22 protein-coding genes are annotated in these 22,262 nt (G+C 27.7%); 6 read left to right on the top strand and 16 right to left on the bottom strand.

Features of this window, described 5'->3' with window-relative positions:
• Positions 1-11: 11 nt before the first annotated feature.
• From ACBT_RS05050 to ACBT_RS04995, 11 genes are all read right to left on the bottom strand, one after another.
• Entirely contained in the window at positions 12-824 is an 813-nt protein-coding gene (locus ACBT_RS05050; protein ID WP_024775188.1) for a substrate-binding domain-containing protein, read from the bottom strand.
• Positions 825-846: 22 nt separating this feature from the next.
• Positions 847-2,094: a molybdopterin molybdotransferase MoeA gene (locus tag ACBT_RS05045; RefSeq protein WP_024775189.1), complete on the bottom strand. Its 1,248-nt coding sequence runs from the start codon at positions 2,092-2,094 to the stop codon at positions 847-849.
• Between the two features lie 3 nt (positions 2,095-2,097).
• The gene (locus ACBT_RS05040) at positions 2,098-2,460 is read right to left on the bottom strand and encodes a winged helix-turn-helix domain-containing protein (protein WP_024775190.1); all 363 of its coding nucleotides are present in this window, start codon (positions 2,458-2,460) and stop codon (positions 2,098-2,100) included.
• Complete coding sequence (locus ACBT_RS05035) at positions 2,444-2,869, bottom strand: hypothetical protein (RefSeq protein ID WP_024775191.1); 426 nt, start codon at positions 2,867-2,869, stop codon at positions 2,444-2,446. Before ACBT_RS05035 ends, ACBT_RS05040 begins: the two co-directional genes overlap by 17 nt.
• Entirely contained in the window at positions 2,862-3,653 is a 792-nt protein-coding gene (fdhD, locus tag ACBT_RS05030) for a formate dehydrogenase accessory sulfurtransferase FdhD (RefSeq protein WP_024775192.1), read from the bottom strand. Before fdhD ends, ACBT_RS05035 begins: the two co-directional genes overlap by 8 nt.
• 70 nt (positions 3,654-3,723) lie before the next feature.
• Positions 3,724-4,689: a cytochrome b/b6 domain-containing protein gene (locus tag ACBT_RS05025; RefSeq protein WP_024775193.1), complete on the bottom strand. Its 966-nt coding sequence runs from the start codon at positions 4,687-4,689 to the stop codon at positions 3,724-3,726.
• The gene (gene fdh3B / locus ACBT_RS05020; RefSeq protein ID WP_171018042.1) at positions 4,679-5,293 is read right to left on the bottom strand and encodes a formate dehydrogenase FDH3 subunit beta; all 615 of its coding nucleotides are present in this window, start codon (positions 5,291-5,293) and stop codon (positions 4,679-4,681) included. Before fdh3B ends, ACBT_RS05025 begins: the two co-directional genes overlap by 11 nt.
• A gap of 9 nt (positions 5,294-5,302) precedes the next feature.
• Positions 5,303-8,125, bottom strand: coding sequence for a formate dehydrogenase subunit alpha (locus ACBT_RS05015; protein WP_084031348.1), 2,823 nt, complete (start codon positions 8,123-8,125; stop codon positions 5,303-5,305).
• A gap of 16 nt (positions 8,126-8,141) precedes the next feature.
• On the bottom strand, positions 8,142-8,354 hold the full coding sequence (locus ACBT_RS05005; protein WP_024775197.1) for a hypothetical protein: 213 nt from the start codon (positions 8,352-8,354) through the stop codon (positions 8,142-8,144).
• A 100-nt stretch (positions 8,355-8,454) separates the two neighbouring features.
• A complete protein-coding gene (locus tag ACBT_RS05000) occupies positions 8,455-9,183 on the bottom strand; it encodes a TorD/DmsD family molecular chaperone (protein WP_024775198.1) in 729 nt (242 codons plus the stop codon).
• A complete protein-coding gene (locus tag ACBT_RS04995; protein WP_228130302.1) occupies positions 9,173-10,825 on the bottom strand; it encodes a 4Fe-4S dicluster domain-containing protein in 1,653 nt (550 codons plus the stop codon). Before ACBT_RS04995 ends, ACBT_RS05000 begins: the two co-directional genes overlap by 11 nt.
• A 184-nt stretch (positions 10,826-11,009) precedes the next feature.
• Between ACBT_RS04995 and ACBT_RS04990 the strand changes: the two genes are divergently transcribed.
• Genes ACBT_RS04990 through ACBT_RS04980 form a run of 3 tightly spaced genes read left to right on the top strand, consistent with a single transcriptional unit; the run spans position 11,010 to position 14,372 of the window.
• Positions 11,010-12,149, top strand: coding sequence for an ABC transporter substrate-binding protein (locus tag ACBT_RS04990; protein ID WP_024775200.1), 1,140 nt, complete (start codon positions 11,010-11,012; stop codon positions 12,147-12,149).
• Positions 12,146-13,720, top strand: coding sequence for a sensor histidine kinase (locus ACBT_RS04985; RefSeq protein ID WP_024775201.1), 1,575 nt, complete (start codon positions 12,146-12,148; stop codon positions 13,718-13,720). Before ACBT_RS04990 ends, ACBT_RS04985 begins: the two co-directional genes overlap by 4 nt.
• Entirely contained in the window at positions 13,713-14,372 is a 660-nt protein-coding gene (locus ACBT_RS04980; protein ID WP_024775202.1) for a response regulator transcription factor, read from the top strand. Before ACBT_RS04985 ends, ACBT_RS04980 begins: the two co-directional genes overlap by 8 nt.
• Before the next feature lies 1 nt (position 14,373).
• Here ACBT_RS04980 and ACBT_RS04975 read toward each other — a convergent pair whose 3' ends face one another.
• Genes ACBT_RS04975 through ACBT_RS04965 form a run of 3 tightly spaced genes read right to left on the bottom strand, consistent with a single transcriptional unit; the run spans position 14,374 to position 16,065 of the window.
• Positions 14,374-14,646, bottom strand: coding sequence for a heavy-metal-associated domain-containing protein (locus ACBT_RS04975; RefSeq protein WP_024775203.1), 273 nt, complete (start codon positions 14,644-14,646; stop codon positions 14,374-14,376).
• Between the two features lie 4 nt (positions 14,647-14,650).
• Positions 14,651-14,977 (bottom strand): transporter, encoded by a 327-nt coding sequence (locus tag ACBT_RS04970; protein WP_024775204.1) that lies wholly within the window; start codon positions 14,975-14,977, stop codon positions 14,651-14,653.
• Positions 14,974-16,065, bottom strand: a complete 1,092-nt coding sequence (locus tag ACBT_RS04965; protein WP_024775205.1) for a transglutaminase-like domain-containing protein — start codon at positions 16,063-16,065, stop codon at positions 14,974-14,976. Before ACBT_RS04965 ends, ACBT_RS04970 begins: the two co-directional genes overlap by 4 nt.
• A 217-nt stretch (positions 16,066-16,282) precedes the next feature.
• On the opposite strand from ACBT_RS04965, the gene selD reads away from it, so the two are divergent.
• From selD to ACBT_RS04950, 3 genes are all read left to right on the top strand, one after another.
• On the top strand, positions 16,283-17,320 hold the full coding sequence (selD, locus tag ACBT_RS04960) for a selenide, water dikinase SelD (protein ID WP_201768306.1): 1,038 nt from the start codon (positions 16,283-16,285) through the stop codon (positions 17,318-17,320).
• Between the two features lie 452 nt (positions 17,321-17,772).
• On the top strand, positions 17,773-19,062 hold the full coding sequence (locus ACBT_RS04955; protein WP_024774781.1) for an IS1380 family transposase: 1,290 nt from the start codon (positions 17,773-17,775) through the stop codon (positions 19,060-19,062).
• A gap of 224 nt (positions 19,063-19,286) precedes the next feature.
• Positions 19,287-20,579, top strand: a complete 1,293-nt coding sequence (locus tag ACBT_RS04950) for an IS1380 family transposase (protein WP_176325385.1) — start codon at positions 19,287-19,289, stop codon at positions 20,577-20,579.
• A gap of 319 nt (positions 20,580-20,898) precedes the next feature.
• On the opposite strand, the gene ACBT_RS04945 is transcribed toward ACBT_RS04950, so the two are convergent.
• Entirely contained in the window at positions 20,899-21,402 is a 504-nt protein-coding gene (locus ACBT_RS04945) for a tetratricopeptide repeat protein (RefSeq protein WP_024774779.1), read from the bottom strand.
• Entirely contained in the window at positions 21,399-22,217 is an 819-nt protein-coding gene (locus tag ACBT_RS04940; RefSeq protein WP_024774778.1) for a tetratricopeptide repeat protein, read from the bottom strand. Before ACBT_RS04940 ends, ACBT_RS04945 begins: the two co-directional genes overlap by 4 nt.
• Positions 22,218-22,262 lie beyond the last annotated feature (45 nt).

Raw genomic sequence — 22,262 nt, 5'->3', positions numbered from 1 at the left:
TTACCTTCTAATTATTTTTTTGCATTTGGTGTAAATAAAGGTTTATTTAAAAGCTTAAAATCGCCAATAAATTTTTGTGTTTCATCTTTAACAATCCAATTTGAAAACTCTTTTGCTAAATCAAATTTTACATTTGGACACTTATCTTTATTTATAGCTATTACACTATATTGATTAAATAATACATTGTCATTTTCAACAACAATTTTCATATTATTAGTATCACCTTTTTGAGATTCGTATTTTATCCAAGTCCCTCTATCTGTTAATGTATATCCATTCTTTTCAGCTGCCATATTAATTGTAGCTATCATACCTTGCCCAGATTGAATATACCAATTATCTTTTTCTGGAACTTTTTGACTAACTTTTTCCCACACATTTAACTCTTTTTGGTGAGTACCTGAACTATCTCCTCTACTTATGAAATTTGCTTTTTCATCTTGTATTTTTTTGAATGCATCTGCTGTTGTCATACCAGATATTTTTACTGGATCATTTTTTGGTCCAATGATTACAAAATCATTATACATAACCTCTTTTCTATCTACTCCAAATCCATCTGCTACAAATTTCTTCTCACTTGCTGGTGAATGCACTAAAAGTACATCTACATCACAATTTTCTCCCATTTTAAGAGCTTTTCCTGATCCTGTTGATACCCATTTTAGAGTATTACCTGTTTCTTTCTCAAATTTTGGAGCTAAAGAATCAAGAAGTCCTGTATCTTCTGTACTAGTTGTAGTAGCCATCATTAAAGTATCCGCAAATAGACCACCTGCAACAATTGAACTTAATCCTAAACTTAATAAAAACTTTTTCATATTTTTCCCTTTTTTATTTATTTTAATTTAAAAAATTTACCTTATCATCAAAAAAATGTCCATCTAGTAAAATTAGTTTTACTTCTTGATTTTCATTTATACTTGAAACCTCTTCAGAAGTAACTAAAATAGCATTGCTTTCATAAAGTACAGTAATCATTCCTGAACCATATTTATTTGCTCTTGCTACTTCAAAAATTGAATTTTTGACTTTTCCTAAAACTATATTTACCCTCCCTTTTTTGGTTTTAAACTCATTTTTATTTGTAGCTTTTACAAATCCATGATTTATAAAAACTTCTCCTTGAAGTTTTTTTAACATAGGAATTACAAACAAATATATATTTATCATAGCTGTCAATGGATTTCCAGGAAGACAAATAACTAAACTATCTCTCATTTTTCCCATCATAATAGGTCTTCCAGGTTTTATATTTACTCCATGAAAAGCTATGTCTAAACCATTTTTTAGAAAAGCTTCACCAACAAAATCAGCATCTCCCATAGAGATACCACCAGTACTTATTATTACATCATAATTTTTTAGATTTCTAATAAACTCTACAGATTTTTCTAAATCATCAGGAATAACACCACAATATGTTGCTTCAAAATTTTTTTCTTTTAGTTGAGAAATAAGAGCATAAGAGTTACAATTATATATCTCTTCATCAGTTGAATTTTCCCAAGGTTCTTTAAGCTCATTTCCCGTTGATAATATTGCAATAGTTATTTTTTTATAAACTTCTACAATCATTATCCCTTGTGAAGCCAAAAGTGCAATAATTGAAGAGTTTATAACTTCTCCTTTTTTCAAAATTACATCACCTTCTTTTTGTTCTTCACCTTTAAATCTTAAATTTGAACCTTTTTTTATATCTTCTGGTATTTTTACACTACTTTCAGAGACAAAAGAACAATTTTCAATAGGAATAATAGTATCAACGCAAGAAGGAACTTTTGATCCCGTCATTATTTTATAACATTCATTTTCTTTTAAACTCTCTTTTAAATCATCTATTTTATCACCTGCAAAAATAGATTTTTTTATCTTAAGAGTTTTTCCTGCATCACAAAATTTTATTGCAAAACCATCCATTGCTGAATTATTAAAAGCTGGAAGATTTTTTTTACAAATTATGTCACTACTTAAAACTCTTCCTATAGAATTATTTATTGGAATCAGCTCACAAAGTTGAGTTGGATTTACTAGCTCTAGACTTTTAAAAATTGCATTTTCAAAATCTAAATAATTGAGTTTATCGTGCATATTTCATCCTTTTTTTATTTTTATCGACAAATTATCTAAAAATAATTCTTTAAACCTCTTTTCAGAATAGTCTTTTATATCATTATTTAAAGTTTTGTAAAGCTCAATTAATTCTTTGGCTTTTAGTGTAAGTTTAGTTCCACTATCTTCACCTCTTCCTTGTTTTACAACTACTAAATCATCTTCTATAAACTCTTCTAAAATTTTTATATGAGACCAAGCTTTTTTATAATTCATACCAATTTCTTGAGAAGCTTTACTAATAGAACCTGTTTTTTCTATTTGTTCTAATATTTCAGTTTTTCCATGACCAAAAATAAGATTTTTATTTTCATCTTCTATCCAAACTTTAACTTTTACTTCCATTTTTAAGCCCTTTTTTTTCTCTAAAACAACCAAGTTGGCAGTAAATAACTTCAATATCAGAATTTTTAACTGTTGAACCAACAATTTTTAAAGAAGATTTTTTTGCTTCTTCCCACAAATTTTTACAAGAAATTTCTTTTTTTAAATATTTATTTTTTAAATTAGAATAAACCTCTTCATTCTTTTCCAAAAATTCTAAGTTTCCAAAAACTCCTAATTCACAATTTGTAATTTTAATATTCATAAATTTTGTTATTGCACTCATATCTTTAAGTTCACAACCAATTTTTTTTGCAACTTTAAATGATTTTATACAAGATAGTTTTCCATATTCATCTAAATTCTCAAAAATAATATTTTTTTGTTCTTGTGTTAGATTAAAATTTATTTTATCGTCAATACTAGACATCTATTCTTCCGCTATGTGTATAAAGGTTCATTTTTTTACCTCTTGCAAATCCAATAAGTGTAAGTCCATGTTTATGTGCAGTTTGTACTCCTAAATGAGTTGGTGCAGTTCTTGAAACAACAATTGGGATTTTATGCATAACTGCTTTTGTAACCATCTCCGAACTTAATCTTCCACTAACAAATAAAATTGATTGAGTAGTATCAAGTCCTTGAAGTTTACATTTTCCTATGGCTTTATCAATTGCATTGTGTCTTCCTATATCTTCAGCTGTTACTGTTGTGCCATCAAGTAGGTAAATCATGGCCTTATGTACACAACCTGTTAGTAAATATAGTTCACTTTCTTGATAAAACTTTTTAACTTCTGTGTAGATAGTCTCTGGTTTAATTTTAAAAGAAGTTTGATTAAATGGAATTTCTAAACTTCCTTCAACATTTCCTGTAACTCCTCCTCCACATCCGCTTACTAGAGTTTTTTCTTTATATAGATTTTGTAGGGAATTCTCATCTATTTTTGCTTTAACATCTACTCTTAATCCATCAGAGCTAATTGTTAATTCTTCTATGTCAGCAATAGAAGATATTACATTTTCACTCATTAAAAACCCAATTGCATGAGCATCTTGGTCTTTTGGAATACACATCATAGATATTGTTTTTTCTCCATTTAAAAAAAGATTTAAACGTGACTCTTCGATAGTCACATCTTCAACCATTTGAGCTTCATTTTCTATAAGTTTTTCTATTAGTACTTTTTTTAAATATTTTGTGTTGTCACTCATCTTATTCCTTAATATGCAAAATTTGCATATTTAATATTTTTTTAAAAATAGAAAAAGCTATAAGCTTTTCCTATCTTTTTAATAAATCTTTATCTTCTTCTAATACATCAGGTCTTAATTGTTCTAAGTATTCGACAGGTAATTTACCTGTTATAACACCGGGAATATAACCTTTTACTGAAACAAAATATGAATATACTGTTTCAAATGTAAAGAATGAAATAATAGCACTACCCATAAAATGGATAAATAGAATAAATCTTTTTATCTGAATTGTTTGAGCATGCGTTGCTGCATCTGGGAACATATACCAGATTATAAATCCACTAAATACAAGTAAAAATCCAAAAGCTACATACATATAGTAGTTTATTCTATTCATAGGCTCATATTTTCCTCTTAAGAAAATCTTATGCCATATTTTTGAACTTGGTCTTATAAAATATTTATGATCTTTAAATGCAATTACAGTTACAAACAACCAAACTGGAATCCAAGCTACACCTACAACTTCGTGTGTTGCTCTCATAAGTCTAGGAATATATCCTCCACCTGTCCAATTTCCAAATGTTATTGAAAAACCTGTAATAAACAGATAAATCATTATTACAATATTTAATAAAAGAACAACCCTTTGAAAAAGTGAATATACTTGAACTTTATCATTTTCTCTTGTAATTTTTGCTTGTTTTCTTCCTTTTGCAACAATAAACATTATAAGAAACAATACAAACTCGAATGCAAATACTATTGGTAGTAAGTGTTGTCTCTCTTCGAATGCTCTTATAACTTCTGGTGCTATTGCATCATATCTTGGTCCAAAAAGTCCTACTTCCATTTGTTGATAGTGTGTTAAAGTATCAAATGGAACAACTTGTCCAGTGAAATTACCTTTCAACATTTGCATTAAAAACTGATATACATAATTTATATCAGCAATTGTTGCTAACCAAAAATACCAATAAGTCAAAAGGATGAATAGAAAACCTATAATTAAATAGGCCTTATATTCACTTAGAAAACTTTTACTTTCCATATGCTTTGTCCCAACCATATGGAGTACTGTGTGGTCCATGTCCTAAAGACATAACTCTTTCTCTATAAATATTTGAAATTGATTCAGCATCTCCAACTAATAACGCTTTTGTCGAACACATAGCGGCACATACAGGAACTTTACCTTCAGCAATTCTATTTTGACCATAAAGTTCTCTTTCATGTTCACTATTAGTTTCATCAGGTCCACCTGCACACATTGTACACTTGTCCATAACACCTTTTGTACCAAATGCACCATCTTTAGGAAATTGTGGAGCACCAAAAGGACATGCATATAAACAATATGAACAACCAATACACTTATCTTTATCATGTAAAACAATACCATCATCTCTAATATAGAAACAATCTACTGGACAAACTTGTTCACAAGGGGCATCTGTACAGTGCATACATGCAACAGATAAAGAGAATTCCATTCCTTGTTTACCCTCATTTACAGTTATTACTTTTCTTCTACTAATTCCAACAGGTAATTCGTGAGCTGAAGAACAAGCAACTGAACATCCATCACAATGAATACATCTATTTTCATCACAATAGAATTTCATTCTTGCAAAATTAATTTTATTATTACTCATGCCCTTCTCCTAAACTCTTGAAATCTGACACAATCCACCTTTTGTTTCAGGGATTTGTGTAACTATGTCATAACCATAGTTTGTAACAGTATTTGCACTCTCACCAACTGCATAAGGTAATGTTCCGTCTGGATATTTGTTAGTTAAATCAACACCTTCCATATAACCTGCAAAATGGAATGGAATAAATATTCTATCTGGAGTTACAGAATATGAATATTTCGCTTTAACTTTAATTCTAGTTCCTTGAGGAGAGTGAATCCACATCATAGAACCATCTCTAATTCCATATCTTCCTGCTAAATCAGGATTAATATCACAGAACATTTCAGGAGTTAATTTTGCTAAATATTTACTAGCTCTATTTTCAACACCTGCACCATTTAGATTTACTAATCTTCCTGTTACTAGATTTATAGGGAAATCTTTAGCCCAATCTTGTTTTGTTTGTTCACTAACATATCTAGTATCAACTCTAAAGTGATTTGGTTTGTCAGCAAAACTCGGATAATCTTTAACTAAATCTGTTCTTGGTGAATGTAAAGGTTCTCTATGTTTTGGAATCGGATCTGCCCATCCCCAAACTTTAGCTCTAGCTTTTGCATTTCCATAAGGAGCAATTCCAGCTTCAATACATTTCTCAACAATTAGATTCGATTTGTCAACTTTCCAGTTTGCACCCATTTTCTCTTTTTCTTCAGGAGTTAAAACAATTTTTAAAACTGTTTCAATATTATCTTTAGTAACTTCAGGATATCCAATATTTTGAACTCCCCCAACTGGTGCAGAACCTTCTGGAGTTAAAAGGTTATTACCTTCATGTTCTAATCCGAAATTATTTCTAAATCCCATACCACCAAATTTAACTGGTTTACTAATATCATATAAATTTGGGCTTCCTGAATGTTTTGTTGTCCAACATGGCCAAGGTAATCCATAATATTCTCCAGCCATTTCACCATATCCAGCCAATGAAATTTCATCAAACATATGCCAATTGTCAGTATGTTTTTTAAGTCTTTCAGCTGTCCATCCTGTAAGTCCAATAGTTTTTATTACTTTTGATATTTCATTTGTTGCATCTTCAGGCCAAACAAAATCTTTACCTTTATCCATACCAGCTATTAGTTGGTCATAGAAACCTAATCTTTTAGCTAATTCAAACATGACATCTTGATCTGGTTTTGATTCATACATTGGTTTTACAACCTCATATCTCCACTGACCACTTCTATTTGTTGCTGTAACTGAACCTGAAGTTTCAAATTGTGTTGCAGCAGGTAAAATATAAACATCATTTTGTTTATCAGTGATAATAGCACCTTCGTTTACAAATGGATCACAGAATACTGCAATATCAAGCTTATCTAATGCTTCTTTTACTTTTTTTGTTTGAGCAGTTGAAGTAATTCCATTACCCATTACAAATAAAGCTTTTAAATTTGTTCCACCATTATGAATAGCATCTTCACCTTCATTTCCGGCTAAAACTCCAGCCCACCATCTAGCTAATGTAAATCCATTTTTACCCATCCATTCTGGTGATTTAAATCTTCCTTTTAGCCATTCAAAATCAACTCCCCATGAAGAAGCAAAATATTTCCATGAACCTTCAGCTAAACCATAATATCCTGGTAATGAATCAGATAAACAACCTAAATCTGTTGCACCTTGAACATTATCATGACCTCTTAAAATATTAGCTCCACCACCAGCAATTCCCATGTTACCAAGTGCAAGTTGTAATATTGGTGCCATTCTTGTATTAGAAGTACCAATAGAGTGTTGAGTAAGCCCCATAGCCCATACTAAAGTTCCTGGTTTTGATGATGCATATAATTTAGTAATTTGCATAATTAAATCTGCTTTTACTCCAGTAACATCAGCAACTCTTTCAATCGGCCAGTTTTTAGCTTCAGCCATAATATCTGCCATACCATAAACTCTATCATTTATGAAATCTTTATCATGCCAACCGTTTTCAAATATAATATTTAACATTCCATACATAAATGGAATATCAGTACCTGGTCTAATTTGTGCATATAAATCAGCTTTTGCAGCTGTTTTTGTATATCTTGGATCTATAACAATAATTTTTGCATTATTTCTTTCTTTTGCTTTTAAGAAATGTTGAAAACCAACTGGATGATTAACAGCTGGATTTGCTCCAAAAATTATAATAGCTTTAGAGTTTTGCATATCTCCTAAAGAATTTGTCATAGCACCATAACCCCATGTATTTGCCACACCGGCAACTGTTGAGCTATGTCAAATTCTAGCTTGGTGATCTATATTATTTGTTCCAAACATAGCAGCAAATTTTCTAAAATAATATGCTTGCTCGTTATTAAATTTCGCTGAACCTAGGAACATTACTGAATCTGGTCCATCTTTTTGTCTTAAATCTTCAAGTTTTGAAGCAATCCCATTTAAAGCTTCATCCCAAGAAATTCTTTGCCATTTTCCATCTTTTTTAACCATTGGATGTTTAACTCTAACTTCGGATCTAACCATATCGATCATATCAGAACCTTTACAACAATGTCCACCTAATGATACTGGATGATCTTGAGCAACTTCTTGTCTTACCCAAACTCCATTTTGAACTTCTGCTACAATCCCACAACCAACTGAACACGCTGTACAAATAGATTTAACCATTTTTGAACCAGGAAAAGGATTTTTAATCTCTTCTTCTGTCGCTGTTCTTGTAGCTGTAGTACTAGCAAAAGATGATGTAACTCCAAATGCAGTAGCAACAGCAGCCATTTTCATAAATGACCGTCTACCAACTTTAGCATTTAAAGTTTCATATGTATTTGCTGACATACAATACTCCTACTTTTTATTTTGCTTTTTTATAAAACTCTTCCCACGCCGCAGTTTTTGTATAAAGAATCTCTTTCTTTCGAGATTTTCCAACAACAACACCATTATTACTATCACCATTTTCAGATGACGGTTTACTATTTGAAGCCATAAGAGCCGTACTTGTAGCGACAGCACCAGCTGCAACCATAGCAGCTTTTTTTGCAAATTCCCTTCTGCTTACTTGCACACTCTCCTCCTTATAGAAAATTAAGCCCCTTAATTTTAAGAGACTTTATAAAAGAAAAATGTTATTTCCTTTATAAAATCCCAAAAAGAAAAAAACCTTTTTAGTATTTTGGCCCTAAAGCTTTTAATGCTCTATTTTTTTCTCTTCTATTTCTTTCTTCTTCTGAAATATTTCCCCAATTATCTTCTGCTTTTTTTACAATTCTATCTTTTTTTAATGGTTTTGGAACTTCTAAAAATAATCTTTCAAATTCAATAAATGAGTGTAAAACCACCATAAGTTCTTTATAGATTTTTGCTTTATCATATTCATAAATTTCCTTTGCAAAATCATCTACGAAACCATTCAAAATTTCTGCAAAAACACAATGAACAGTATTTTCATATATTTTTTCACCATTTGCAATTAAATTAGATAATTCAGCCATAAAAGAAAATATAAAACCAACTGAGTCTTCATATTCATAAAAATTCTTTTCATCTCTTCTAAGCTTTGTTTTTGCAACAAAATCTAACATCTCAACTCGTTTTTTACCTGACTCAACCCCATCATTATAAAATGAAGCAGTTAATCTAATTTTTTTATTAGTTGGATTGTAAAAAAGATCATCAAACTCCTGTACTAAAGCTGTATTTGAGTCTTTATCTAAAAGATTTGAAATATTATTCAATGCTGATTGTGAACTATCATCTAAAGCACTATCTTTTAATATATTTAAAAGTCTTAATAATTCAAAATAATTTTCCATTTTAGGACTAAGTACAAAAAAATTCGCAAAGAAATTATAATACAGCGCCCTTGCTTTATGTATTGTTTGATTATTTTCCATTATTTAATCCTTCCATTTTTTGATTAAAATAACTTTGCATCATGATTTTTGGTTTACAATCAGCACAGCAATAAAGACTTCTCTCTTTTACAGGATCACTTGAAAAAATTGGACTCATAATTGCCGCAATTTTTTCTATTGCCTTAGCTGTTGCAAACTCTTTTCCACACTCAACACATGCGAAAAGTTTATCTTGAGCTAATATGTTATCTTTAAACCAATTTGGTTCTAGCTCTATTATATCTCTTTTTATCGTTAAACAATTTGTCTCAGGACAAGAAACTTCACAATATCCACAAGATGTACAAAGACTAGGGTTAAATCTTAATGTATTATCCTTAGGTTCTGCTATTAAAGCATCTACATTACAAGCACCAACACACACAAGACACAATGTACAAGTATCTTGATTTATCTCTACTTTTCCGTAATGAATATGCTCTCCAGTTTTAACTTCACCTAAGTTATCGTTAGCAACTATTTTTTGAAGTCTATGAGAAAATATCTCTCTTTTTTTAAGACCTTCTTGATTAAAATTAAAATAAGAATTTTCTATAAAAGATACTTCTTTTAAAGCTATTTCTAACTCTTCTTTATTCATTGCTACTAAGATCGCGTCTTTTTGGTATCTTTTTTGACATATGTCATTTAAAATTCTAATAGCATCATTTGTACCTTTTGACAAAAAATCACTGTAAAAGATAATTTGAGAACCTGACATTTGAAGTAATGTTAAAAGAGAAGATTCATGTAAAAATTTTTCACCCTCAATAGCAAATGGGAAAACACCTTCTTTTAAATTTATTTCTAAATTTTCAATATCCATTTTTTTTGGAATTATTAAAGGATGTTTATTTTTATAAAACTTACTTACCTCAAATAAACTCTCTTTATTTGTTGGTGCATAATCTAAAGCTCCACTTGGACAAACAGAGATACATCCTCCACAACCATGACAATCTATTTGAGAGAAAGTTAAAGTTTTTGTAGTGTCGTCTTTTGTGATTGCAACTGTAGGACAAACCTCTTCACACTTTCCACAAATAACATTTCTTCTTCCATCATATTGACAAATTGTTTTATCATAAGTTGTAAATTTTTTATATGAGTATGAATTTAAATTATTTTTTATTTCAGAAATTACTTCTTCTATACTAGATAAATTTGGATCAAAAGTCCCACTTTGTTTTAATCCTTCTTCTTTTGCATCAAACCAAACTATTTGAGATACATTTAAGACAACATCTTTACCGTTACTATCAACTGTAACTTTTAAATTTCCAATGTGTCCTTCAATACTTTTAAGTATATTTTCATTTATTTTATAAATATCAAAATCATCTTTATTTAAATATTTAGTAAATTCTTTAAATTGTTCTTCACTATTTGTAACAACCAAAAGTTCTTTAGAAATCTCTTGAGAATAAGAGATATCTTGCGATAAATCATATTTTGTTACAGCTATTTCATAAAGTTCTAAAACATTTGATATTTTATTAGGTAGATTGTCTTGCGAATTTTTAATATAAAAATCTATCTCATTTGCAACAAATTCGCTTTTTACATCTTTTGTGTTCGATATTAAAAATGTTTGATTGTCTAAACCATCCAAACTTGTAGTAACTTGGATTTTTTCACTCACAGGAAAATCCAACCCGTTTTTGTTATAATAGATAAAATCTTGCATAAACTATGCCCTTAATTTTTTAGTAAAAAATATTTTACCATATTCTATATGTATGAAAATTAAATAGTACTTAAATATATAAAATATAGAGTATTTTTACAATATTAAATATTTAATGTACACTTTAGTAAACTTTCATATGTTTAAAAAAATTTTATCAATAATTCTAATTGTTTTTTTATTATATTTTTTCCTAGAAGAGGACAAATACTCTTTAAAAAATATACAAATTGCTTCATCAATGCCTTTAACAGGATTAATGCAACCTTGGGGAAATGCTGTATTAGAATCTACAAAAAGTTATTTTTCTTATACAAATGATAATAATTTGCTAAATGGAAAAAAAATTGAATTTGTAACTCTTGATGATAAATATGAACCTGATTTAACTTATGAAAATGTAGAAAAACTAAAAAAAGAGAATATCTTTGCTTTCTTTGGAATAGTTGGAACACCAACAATAAAAAGAATACTTCCAACAATTTATGATGAAAATATTTTATTTTTTTCTCCATTTTCAGGAGCAAATTTTTTACAAGATGAAAGCTTATCAACTTTGATTAATTTTAGGGCCTCATACAAACAAGAGTTAGAACATTTAATAGATTACTTAAAGAATAAAAATATAGAAAATATTGCAATATTTTATCAAAATGATGACTATGGAGAAGAAGGCTATATATCTAGTTTAGAAATAATAAAAAAACAAAATCTAAATTTGGTCGCAATAGGTAGTTACAAAAGAAATACCTTAGCAATAGAACATGCTTTTAATGAGATAAAACTATCAAATCCTGAAGCAATAATCTTAATAGGTGCTTATGGTGCAAATAGCTTTTTTATTCAAAAAGCAAAAAATGATGATATTTTAAAAGATTCTATTTTTTGTAATGTATCTTTTAGTGATGCAAATTCGATTATAAATGATTTAAAAACTACAAAAACATCTACTGAAAATATAATTTTTTCACAAGTTGTTCCAAATTATGATGATAAAAATTTAAAAATTGTGCAAGAGTATCAAGAAATTATGAAAAAATATTCACCAAATTCTAATATTGGATTTTTATCTTTTGAAAGTTTTTTGGCTTCAAAAGTTTTGGTTGATGCAATAAAAAGAACAAATGACAACCTAACCAAAGACAACTTTTTGGAAGCATTAAAAAATACACCTAAAGAACTTTTATATGAAATAAAAATTGATTATAAAAATAAGAGATTACTGAATCAAACATATCTTTTTGAATATTTAAATGATAGTTTCAAAGAGTTAAAATGAAAAATTTATTAATTACAACTCTAAAATATTTTGACAATCTGAAATTCAGTTATAAAACTTCATTTTTAATATTTATAATTTCTGGTGGTATGCTTTGTATAATAGTTTTGTCACAAATATCAATATTTACTCTAAAAAATGATTTTGATATTTTATTTGAAAAAAGAACAAAAGGTTTAATAGAACTTGAACATATAAAAGACTCATATAAGATAAATATTCAAGACACTTTAGATAATTTTGAGAATAAAAGATTAAATTTTGTTCAAGCAAAAGATGTATTAAAACTAGCAAGTGAAATCATAGATAAAAACTGGCATTTATATAAAGAAAATAGTAGTTTAGAAAATAGATTTTTTATTGTAAATTGGATTAAGAAATTTGTTTTAAATCCAAATAATTTATATGAAAATAAAGTTTTAAAAGATGAAATAATAAAGAATATTAATTCAAAAATGTTAAGTATAAATTTACTTTTAAAAGATATTAGAAATGAAAAAGATGAAGAGTATTTTAAAAAATTAAAATTTGAAATAAACTCTATTTCTGTACATTTAGCAAGTTTGATGAACTATGATTTATCAGTTGCCATAACTGAGAAAAGAGATACTGATAAAGTATTTAATATAATTACTATTTTCTCATTCATATCCATTTTTATAGTATTCTTTTTTTCAATAATTTTGTCTTTATTTATTACAAAGCATTTTAAACAAATACATTATTTACAAGAAAAAAATGTTGAAGAAAAAACAAAAGAGTTAAAAGAGTTAAATAATAGTTTAGAATTAAAAATTGCTCAAGAAGTTGCTAAAAATAGAAAGAAAGATATTATTATGTTCCAACAAGCGAGATTTGCAAGCTTAGGAGAGATGTTAAATAATATTGCTCATCAATGGAGACAGCCTTTAGGCTCTTTATGTATGATTATTCAAAGCTTCCAAGTTAAAATGCAATTTGGAAAACTAACAAGTGAATTTGTACAGCAAAAAACTGAAGATGCACTACTTTTAGCACAAAATATGTCAAATACTCTTGATGATTTTAAAAACTTTTTTGATCCAAGTAAAGCTAAAAAAAAGTTTTTTATAGAAGATTGTATCGAACACTCAATAGAACTTTCAAAATATTTCTTAAATAAAGAGCATATAAAAGTAGAATTAAATATCAAAAAGAATATTGAAATTTTTAGTTATTACAATGAGCTCTCACATGTTTTTCTTAATATTATAAGTAACTCAAAAGATGCTTTAATTAGCAATGTTGACAAAAATGATAGAATAATAAAAATAGTTGTGAATAGTAAAAAAGATTTTTTATTTGTTAATATAATAGATAACGGTGGTGGAATTCCAGCTGATGTTATGCCTAAAATTTTTGAACCTTACTACACAACAAAATATAAAAGTGCAGGAACAGGAATAGGTCTTTATATGTCAAAACAAATTATTGAAAAACATATAAAGGGACAAATTAGCTGCAAAAATATAAAATATAAAATAAAAGATGATGAAACTTTTTCTTGTACATCTTTTGTAATAAAAATACCACTAAAGGATGAGGATGAGTAAAAAATTTGATATTTTAAAAAACTTTAATGTTTTGTACCTTGAAGATGATGAAAATTTATTAAGACATACAAGTGATATTTTGGAAGATTTCGTAGGTGAATTGTATAGTGTAAAAACAACTATTGAAGCTATGAATATAATTTTAGAAAAAAATATCGATGTAATAATAAGTGATATTCTACTTGAAAATGAAAATGGTATAAATTTCTTAAAATATTTAAAAAATAAAGATATTGAAATCCCAGCTATTCTTACTACAGCTCATACAGAAACAGATTATTTACTTGAAGCAATAAAATTAAAAGTTGAAAATTATATTGTAAAGCCTATAAATATCCAAGAACTTCTATTAACTTTACATGATATTCTTCTTCCAAAAGTTCAAGAAAAAGAGCTAAGAAAAAACCAAAATATAATAAAAACAATTGGTGCTATAAGTGATGGAAAACAAGTAGAAATAGTAAAATATATTTTCAATAATTTAGATGAAAAAAATCAATTTTTTGCTTCATATAGCGAAATAATGGAACAATTTTCTATTTCAAAACCAACATTAATCAAGCTATTTAAAGATTTAGCAGATAAAAATATCCTTACAAAAACTGCTCATAAGACTTATATTTTTAATGAAAGTAGCTTAGAAACTATCTAAGTTACTCACTTTTTGTAGAGATTTCAACACCCTCATATGATGTCGTTTTTATAGCAGCTAGGATATCTTCTATCTTAACTTTTTCATTATAAATAACACTTACCTCTTTTGTATTAAGTCTAACACTTACTTTTTCAACTCCCTCTAGTTTTGAAATCGCTTTTTTAACAGCCGTTGTACACAGAGGACAATGCATACCTTCTACTTTAAAAATAGATACATTTGAAGAAAAAGCAAAATTAAAAAATATAAAAAGTATTAAAAAGAATCTCATAAAATCACTCCATAAATAAAGGTAAAATTTCAGGATAAAATAATAGAAATATTATAAAAACAAGAAATGCACTAAAATAAACAGATTGTTTTATTCTATCTTTTTTACTACATTTGCAAACTATTTTTTTTCTAAAATTTAAAATTGCAAATACAAAAAATATTATAGTTAAAATAGCAAGAGGAATTCTTGTAAACTCCAAAGTTGTAAAGAAACTAAGTACCCCACTTGAAATACCAAAAAATAAAAAAATAAAAGCTGGTAAACAACAAAGAGTTGATAATAGTGCAGTAAAAACTGCACCAATTATCACAAATTTATTTTGTTTCATAAAATCTCTTGAGATGTATAACTATATGTAAATGTTTTAGGATTATAATAATCTTTTGCATCCTCACCAACTTCAGCATAAGGATAACCTAACATATTTAAAGGATATTGAGTTGGTTTTGGCTCTAGTATAAAATCTCTAGCACTATTAAACCCTACCCAATTCATCTCCCAAGAACCAAAGAAGTAATCTTTAACATTTTGAAGTTTTTTATCATCATTTGGTAATTTTTCAGCTAATTTTACTTTTGTAACATCAGCAGGATCACAAGGAACCCAACCAATTCCATCTATGTAAAATTCTGCTCTACAATGTTGAGCACCTGTTATATTTGCAAAACCTTTCTCATCTGCTTTACCACAAGCATTTGAGATTTTTGATTGCCCTACTCTAATTCCAAAAGTCTCTCGCGCAGGAATTTTTGCATTTCTTAAAAGACAAACAAATACAGAACTTATATCTGTACATTTTCCACCATAAATTTTCTCTTCAATTGATTTTTTTGCATCACCAACACCACAACCAATAACACTTTCATCTCTATACATTGTTGATACTGTCCAATTATAAATAGCTTTTGCTTTTTCAAGTGAAGTGTTAGCACCTTTTACTATTTCATTTACATATTTTGTAAGTTTAGGAGTTACAGGAATATGTTCTGTTCCTTTTAAAAATTCTACTACTTCACTAGGATAAATTGTACTTGATGTAGCTTTAGAAAAATCTGTTGATCTTTCTTGCATAACAACTGCAAAATCAAGGTCTAAAGTTGGTTTTACATTTGCATTATTCCATTTTACATATAATACTCTTGTATTGTATGGATTTTTTACAATTTCTGCCTCACTATAATTTCCATTATATGAAAAACCTACAACTTTTTGATAATCTTCATCTTTTGGAAGTGGTATCCAAAGTTGAGTAATCTCTTTTGTTTGTTCAAATTCATATTTATTTGAAACTTTAAATTTTCTAGGAGTTTTAGTTATTCCAAAAGGGTTTGATTCAGTTGCTAGTGCAATACTTGGATATAAAAATGCAGCACTTGATAGTGTAAAAGTCGTTTTAAAAAATGTTCTTCTTTTCATCGTAATTTATTCTTTATAATTGATTAGTTCGAATTGAAGATATAAAGAGCTTTCTTTATGTCATACCATAACTATGGTCTGTGAACTTAAATTAAAACAATCTTAATAAATAATCTATAAGTAAATGCTTAAATAGTAAAAAATAATTTACTATTCTTAACTAAAATTTTACTCTTCTACTTGTATAATAGTGTCATTTTAAAGAAAGAAAGTATAAATGAACAACGAATATAAACTAACTAAATTTGTTCAAGCAGCTGGTTGAGCAGCAAAGATGGGTTCGGCGGACCTAAAACAAACTCTTTGTAACTTAAATGGCAAAAATGAACAAGTTTTAATAGGATTTGATACAAGTGATGATGCTGGAGTTTTTAGACTAAGTGATGATTTAGCAATAGTTCAAACTTTGGATTTTATAACACCTGTTGTTGATGACCCCTATATTTATGGGCAAATAGCTGCTGCAAATTCACTTAGTGATGTATTTGCAATGGGGGCTGAAGTAAAAACTGCTTTAAATATTGTAGGTTTCGACAAAAAAAATCTATCAAAAGATGCACTAGGAGAAATATTAAGAGGTGGTTTTGAAAAAATCAAAGAGTGCGGTGGAGCACTTCTTGGTGGACATACTATTGAATCACCTGAAATGTACTATGGACTAAGTGTTACAGGAACAATACATCCAAACGATGTTATTAGAAATAATAGTGCAAAAGTTGGTGATGTGTTAGTTCTTACAAAACCTCTTGGAATGGGTGTTTTAACTACGGCTATAAAAAGAGATTTAACAGATATTTCTGTTATTAAAGAGTGCGCAAAAATTATGGCTAGTTTAAACTATTTGCCATCAAAGATTATGAAAAAATATAGAATAAATTCTTGTACGGATATTACTGGATTTGGTCTTTTAGGACATGCTTTTGAATGTATAAATGAAGAAATATCTTTTAGTTTATCTTGCAATGATATACCACTTGTAAAAGAAGCTATAACTTTTGCAAAAGATGGTGTAATTCCAGGAGGAACAAAGAAAAATATGAAATTTTGTGAAGACAAAGTTTTATATTTAAAAAATCTAGAAGAGTATTATAAAGCTTTACTTTGTGATGCTCAAACATCTGGTGGACTTTTAATATCAATGAATAAAGATGATGCAAAAGAGTATATAAAAGAACTTGAAGAACTTAGTTTTGGATATGCAAAAATTATTGGAGAAGTAATTCCAAGAAGTAGTTCACCTATTATAATTTGTTAAGCAAAAATCTATTTTTGCTTACAAATTTCTGGTTTACTATCACAAATAAGATTAATTGAATTTTTTGCTTCACTATGTCCTTCTTTATTTGCTCCTGACTTCATCAATGGGTCACCCAAATTAAAAATCTATAATATTTTGTATTTTTAGTTGTAAAAATTCAAAATTTATATTCTTTCTTTTGATTAATTTATTCTATTCTGTATATTGTTTAAAATGTTCAAATGCTTTTTTACTAACAAATTTTTGTCATAAATTTTTTCTATACTTATTTTACATTTTTTATAAACTTTATAAGAAATTATTGAATCAACTTAAGGCTTTTATACAATAATTCGATAAATATTGTATTTTAAGTAGTTAAATAATCCCGCATTATGCAATAGCTAAATAAGAATCTAAAATAAAGTACCATAAAATAACACTTCATAAGCATTCATAAGGAACACCAAATGGGTGAATTAAAAATTGAGTATTCTGATAAAAAAGTTACACCATTTGGTGGGATGAAATTATTAAAAAATTTTATAGATAAAACAAGAGTAATTGAAGATTTAAAAAGTGTAAATTTACCTATTGGATTTTCAAATAGAGCATATGATCCAATAAATATTATTCAAGGATTTTGGTTAGCTATATTTACAGGAGCAAGTAGATATATCCATGCCGATTGGTTAAGATATGATACAACATTACAAACAATATTTGAAATAGATAAATTGCCAAGTCAATCAACATATAGCAGATTTTTTCATAAATTTAATATTGAAAAGAATTCTGAAATATTTCCAATATTACAACAAAAATTCCTTTCACAACTAGATGTAGGACCACTAACAATTGATTTAGATTCAACAGTAATAACAAGATATGGTGAACAAGAAGGAGCTAAGAAAGGTTATAACCCTAAAAAACCTGGTAGAAACTCACATCATCCAATTATTGCATTTATAGATCAAACAAAAATGATAGCAAATACATGGATGAGAAGTGGTAATACTAGTTCACTTAATAATTATGACGCATTTTTAAATGAGACATTTGATATATGCTTAAAAGATAAAAAAGTTGGACTTGTAAGAGCAGATAGTGGATTTTATTCACAAGAATTCTTAGAATGGTTTGAAAAAAGAGGTATTAATTATATTGTGGCTGTAAAATTTTATGAAAATATAAAATACACCATTGGAAATATAACTAAGTGGATTAAAATCACAAAAGGACTTGATGTAGCAAGCCTAAGATTTAAACCTGATAACGGAAGTGAAAGAAGATATATAATTGTTAGAAAATTAAGTGAAGAATACCCAAAATCAGGTGGTAAACTTCTATTCGATGAACCTATATATAGATATAGTGCTTATGTTACTAATATTGAACTGCCAGTTGATCAAATTTATAATATATATAACACAAGAGCTGATTGTGAAAATAGAATAAAAGAACTTAAATATGATTTTGGAGCTGATAACTTCTGCTTAAAAGATTTTTATGCCACAGAAGCCTCTTTTAGATTTATTATGATGGCATACAATATTATGGCACTTTTTAAACATGAAGTAGTAAATTCAAATATGATGCTTTCAACACTACGATCCTATTGCTTTGCATTAGGATCTTGGATAACAGAACATTCAAATCAAAAAGTACTAAAAATATCACTTCCACAAAAAAGAAGAACTTGGATGAATGGTTTATTTGAAAACGTAAAACAAAGTCAAATTCCCTTTAAGTATACATAGATAATTTTCAATAAAAATACTTAAAAATTACAGAGAAAATCTATAACTTTTAGTTATAAATAAATATTTTATTGCTTCTTCTATTGCATAATCTGGGATAATTATATTTTTGATTTATTTTATGAGATTTAAATAATAATCCCAAATTTTTCAATAGAGAAATGATAATCTAAAACAAACTGGCATATAATAGTCTCTACAACTTCATTTATAAGGATCACCAAATGGGTGAGTTAAAAATTGCTTATTCAGATAAAAAAGTAACTCCTTGGGGAGGTATGAAATTATTAAAAGATTTTATAGATCACTTACAAATATTACCTTATTTAAATGAACTAAATATTCCTCAACCAAATTCAAATAGAGGATATGATCCAACTATTTTAATATTAGGTTTTTGGCTTAGTATTATTACAGGTGGTAATAGATTTTCTCATACAGATTGGCTTCGTTATGATACAACACTGCAATCAATATTTGAACTAGATAAACTTCCTTCAAGTAGTACATACAATAGATTTTTCTATAAATTTGATATTGAGAAAAACTCACAAATATTTCCACAATTACAACAATGGTTTATGGATCAGTTTAAAGTTGGAAAGCTAACAATAGATTTAGATTCAACAGTTATTACAAGATATGGAAATCAAGAAAGAAGTGCTATTGGATATAATCCAAAGAAAAAAGGAAGAAAATCTCATCATCCTTTAATGGCATTTGTAGATCAAACAAAGATGGTTGCAAATGCATGGCTAAGAGCAGGTAATACTTCAGATACAAATAATTATAAAGCATTTTTGGAAGAGACATTTGATGTAGTATTAAAAAATAAATCTGTTGGACTAGTAAGAGCTGATAGTGGATTTTATAGTGATAAATTTTTATCTTGGTTTGAAAAAAGAGATCTAAATTATGTAATAGCAGTAAAGTTCTATGAAAATTTTAAATATGAAATAGGCTCAATTGAAGATTGGTCATCTATTACTAAAGGTTTAGATGTAGCAGAACTATATTTCAAACCAAATAATACTAATAATACAAGAAGATATATTTTAGTTAGAAAAAAAGTTGAAAACTATCCAAATAGTGGAGGTAAATTACTATTTGATGAACCTACATATAGATATAGTGCTTATGTTACTAATCTTACTCTTCCTCTTGATCAAGTATATAATATTTATAATACAAGAGCAGATGCAGAAAATAGAATCAAAGAATTAAAATATGATTTTGGATTAGATAATTTTGCACTTGATAAATTCTATGCAACTGAAGCTGCTCATAGATTTATGCTGGTGGCATACAATATTATGGCACTTTTTAAACATCAAATTTTACAAACAAATATGCAACTTTCAACATTAAGATCCTATTGCTTTGCATTAGGATCTTGGATGACAAATCATGAGAATGAAAAAGTACTAAATATATCACTTCCAAGGAAAAGAAGATCTTGGATGGATGGATTATTTGAAAATATAAAACAAGTCACCAAGCCATATAAATATAAATAAGATATTTTAGATTATTTGTGCCAGAAATTTAGTAATTATTATAAGATTAATTTATACCAAGAATATCCTATTGCAAAATCCGGGATAATACTACAATTTTAACTTCTTATTTTACGTATAAACATATAAAATTATATCGTGGGTCACCCAATTTTAAAATTAGAGGCCCATGAATTCGAGTTTTTGAGACCATTTTTTTAATAATTATGAAAAAGTGATGAAGTCAGGAACTTGAAGAACTTAGTTTTGGATATGCAAAAATTATTGGAGAAGTAATTCCAAGAAGTAGTTCACCTATTATAATTTGTTAAGCAAAAATCTATTTTTGCTTACAAATTTCTGGTTTACTATCACAAATAAGATTAATTGAATTTTTTGCTTCACTATGTCCTTCTTTATTTGCTTTTAAGAACCAATTTAAAGCCTCTTTATCATCAGCTTGTAAAACAGCTAAGCTAGGTTTTATATCATCTTTTTCATCCATATATTTGTTACAAGCTGTAATTTTACCATCTGAATTTTTTAAATTATCTTCACCTAAATAATAGATAATTCCCAAATTATACTTTGCTTCAACATGTCCTAAAGCCGCAGCTTTTTTATAATACTTTACAGCTTCACTAATATTTTGACGAACCCAACAACCATAATCATATAGTCTTGCTAACTCAAATAACACATTTTTATCTTGTTTATTTTCTAAACTTTTTAAAATTGTATAAGCATTTTTATAATCATCTTTTTCTAACGCTTTTGTTACATCATTAAAATTTTCTGCGTACAAACTTTTAACTAAAATAAAAAATAAAACTATTTTTTTCATACTTCCTCTTTATTATTCAAAAATTCTTTCATCCAAAATTTAGCCATTTCTAAATCTTTTTTAACACCATAACCTAACTCATACATAGTCGATAAATTCTTTTGAGCATCTTTTAAGCCCTGTTTTGCAGCTTTTTCATACCAAGAAACAGCTTCTTCATATTTATCTTTATAATAAGCTTGAAGTCCCATCTCATATTGAGCATTTCTATTCCCGTTATTTGCAGATATTAAAAAGAGTTCAAAAGGTTCAATATTATCAGGTTTACCTTCAAAATCAAAATATTCACAAATATATCCAATATAAAATAGCGCATCTGTATCATTTTTCTTCGCAAGAGCTTTAAAAATATCTAAAGCTTTTAAAAACTCCTCTTTTTTGAAAAGTTCTATTCCATCTCTTAAAGAGTAAATTACTTCACTTTCTTCAAATAATTTCATTATTTTTTTTGCTTCAATATTTCCATTTACAATTGCTAAATCAAAATAATCTTTTGCTAAATCATCATCTTTTGGTACATCTTTTCCTCTATGATAAATCATTCCTAGAGCAAATGCTGCATCTGCATGATTATTTTTTGAAGCTTCTTGGAAATAACAAATAGCTTGACTTATATCTTTATCAACAAAATCAGCTTTTTCATACATTTTTCCTAAATAGTATTGTGCAGTTGAATTATTTTGACTTGCAAATTTCTGAAAAATTTTAAAAGCTTTTATATAATCAAACTCATCATAAGCTTTTATTCCTTCTTCTAAAGTTCCTCCAAAAAAAGGTCTAAAAAGCAAAGATATCATCGAGAAGAAATCTTTCATTTTCTATCCTATAAATTACTTAAAATATTATATCAAATAGATTTT

The sequence above is a fragment of the Aliarcobacter cibarius genome, from assembly GCF_013372265.1.
GTDB classification, from domain to species: domain Bacteria; phylum Campylobacterota; class Campylobacteria; order Campylobacterales; family Arcobacteraceae; genus Aliarcobacter; species Aliarcobacter cibarius.
Note: the sequence above shows the minus strand (reverse complement) of the source record. Positions and strands in the feature narration are given on the sequence as shown.

Bases quoted from the DNA above. Each gene is read 5' to 3' on its own strand.
- ACBT_RS05050 (WP_024775188.1), bottom strand. From the start codon at position 824: ATGAAAAAGTTTTTATTAAGTTTAGGATTAAGTTCAATTGTTGCAGGT.
- ACBT_RS05045 (WP_024775189.1), bottom strand. From the start codon at position 2,094: ATGCACGATAAACTCAATTATTTAGATTTTGAAAATGCAATTTTTAAA.
- ACBT_RS05040 (WP_024775190.1), bottom strand. From the start codon at position 2,460: ATGGAAGTAAAAGTTAAAGTTTGGATAGAAGATGAAAATAAAAATCTT.
- ACBT_RS05035 (WP_024775191.1), bottom strand. From the start codon at position 2,869: ATGTCTAGTATTGACGATAAAATAAATTTTAATCTAACACAAGAACAA.
- fdhD (WP_024775192.1), bottom strand. From the start codon at position 3,653: ATGAGTGACAACACAAAATATTTAAAAAAAGTACTAATAGAAAAACTT.
- ACBT_RS05025 (WP_024775193.1), bottom strand. From the start codon at position 4,689: ATGGAAAGTAAAAGTTTTCTAAGTGAATATAAGGCCTATTTAATTATA.
- fdh3B (WP_171018042.1), bottom strand. From the start codon at position 5,293: ATGAGTAATAATAAAATTAATTTTGCAAGAATGAAATTCTATTGTGAT.
- ACBT_RS05000 (WP_024775198.1), bottom strand. From the start codon at position 9,183: ATGGAAAATAATCAAACAATACATAAAGCAAGGGCGCTGTATTATAAT.
- ACBT_RS04990 (WP_024775200.1), top strand. From the start codon at position 11,010: ATGTTTAAAAAAATTTTATCAATAATTCTAATTGTTTTTTTATTATAT.
- ACBT_RS04985 (WP_024775201.1), top strand. From the start codon at position 12,146: ATGAAAAATTTATTAATTACAACTCTAAAATATTTTGACAATCTGAAA.
- ACBT_RS04980 (WP_024775202.1), top strand. From the start codon at position 13,713: ATGAGTAAAAAATTTGATATTTTAAAAAACTTTAATGTTTTGTACCTT.
- ACBT_RS04975 (WP_024775203.1), bottom strand. From the start codon at position 14,646: ATGAGATTCTTTTTAATACTTTTTATATTTTTTAATTTTGCTTTTTCT.
- ACBT_RS04970 (WP_024775204.1), bottom strand. From the start codon at position 14,977: ATGAAACAAAATAAATTTGTGATAATTGGTGCAGTTTTTACTGCACTA.
- ACBT_RS04965 (WP_024775205.1), bottom strand. From the start codon at position 16,065: ATGAAAAGAAGAACATTTTTTAAAACGACTTTTACACTATCAAGTGCT.
- ACBT_RS04955 (WP_024774781.1), top strand. From the start codon at position 17,773: ATGGGTGAATTAAAAATTGAGTATTCTGATAAAAAAGTTACACCATTT.
- ACBT_RS04950 (WP_176325385.1), top strand. From the start codon at position 19,287: ATGGGTGAGTTAAAAATTGCTTATTCAGATAAAAAAGTAACTCCTTGG.
- ACBT_RS04945 (WP_024774779.1), bottom strand. From the start codon at position 21,402: ATGAAAAAAATAGTTTTATTTTTTATTTTAGTTAAAAGTTTGTACGCA.
- ACBT_RS04940 (WP_024774778.1), bottom strand. From the start codon at position 22,217: ATGAAAGATTTCTTCTCGATGATATCTTTGCTTTTTAGACCTTTTTTT.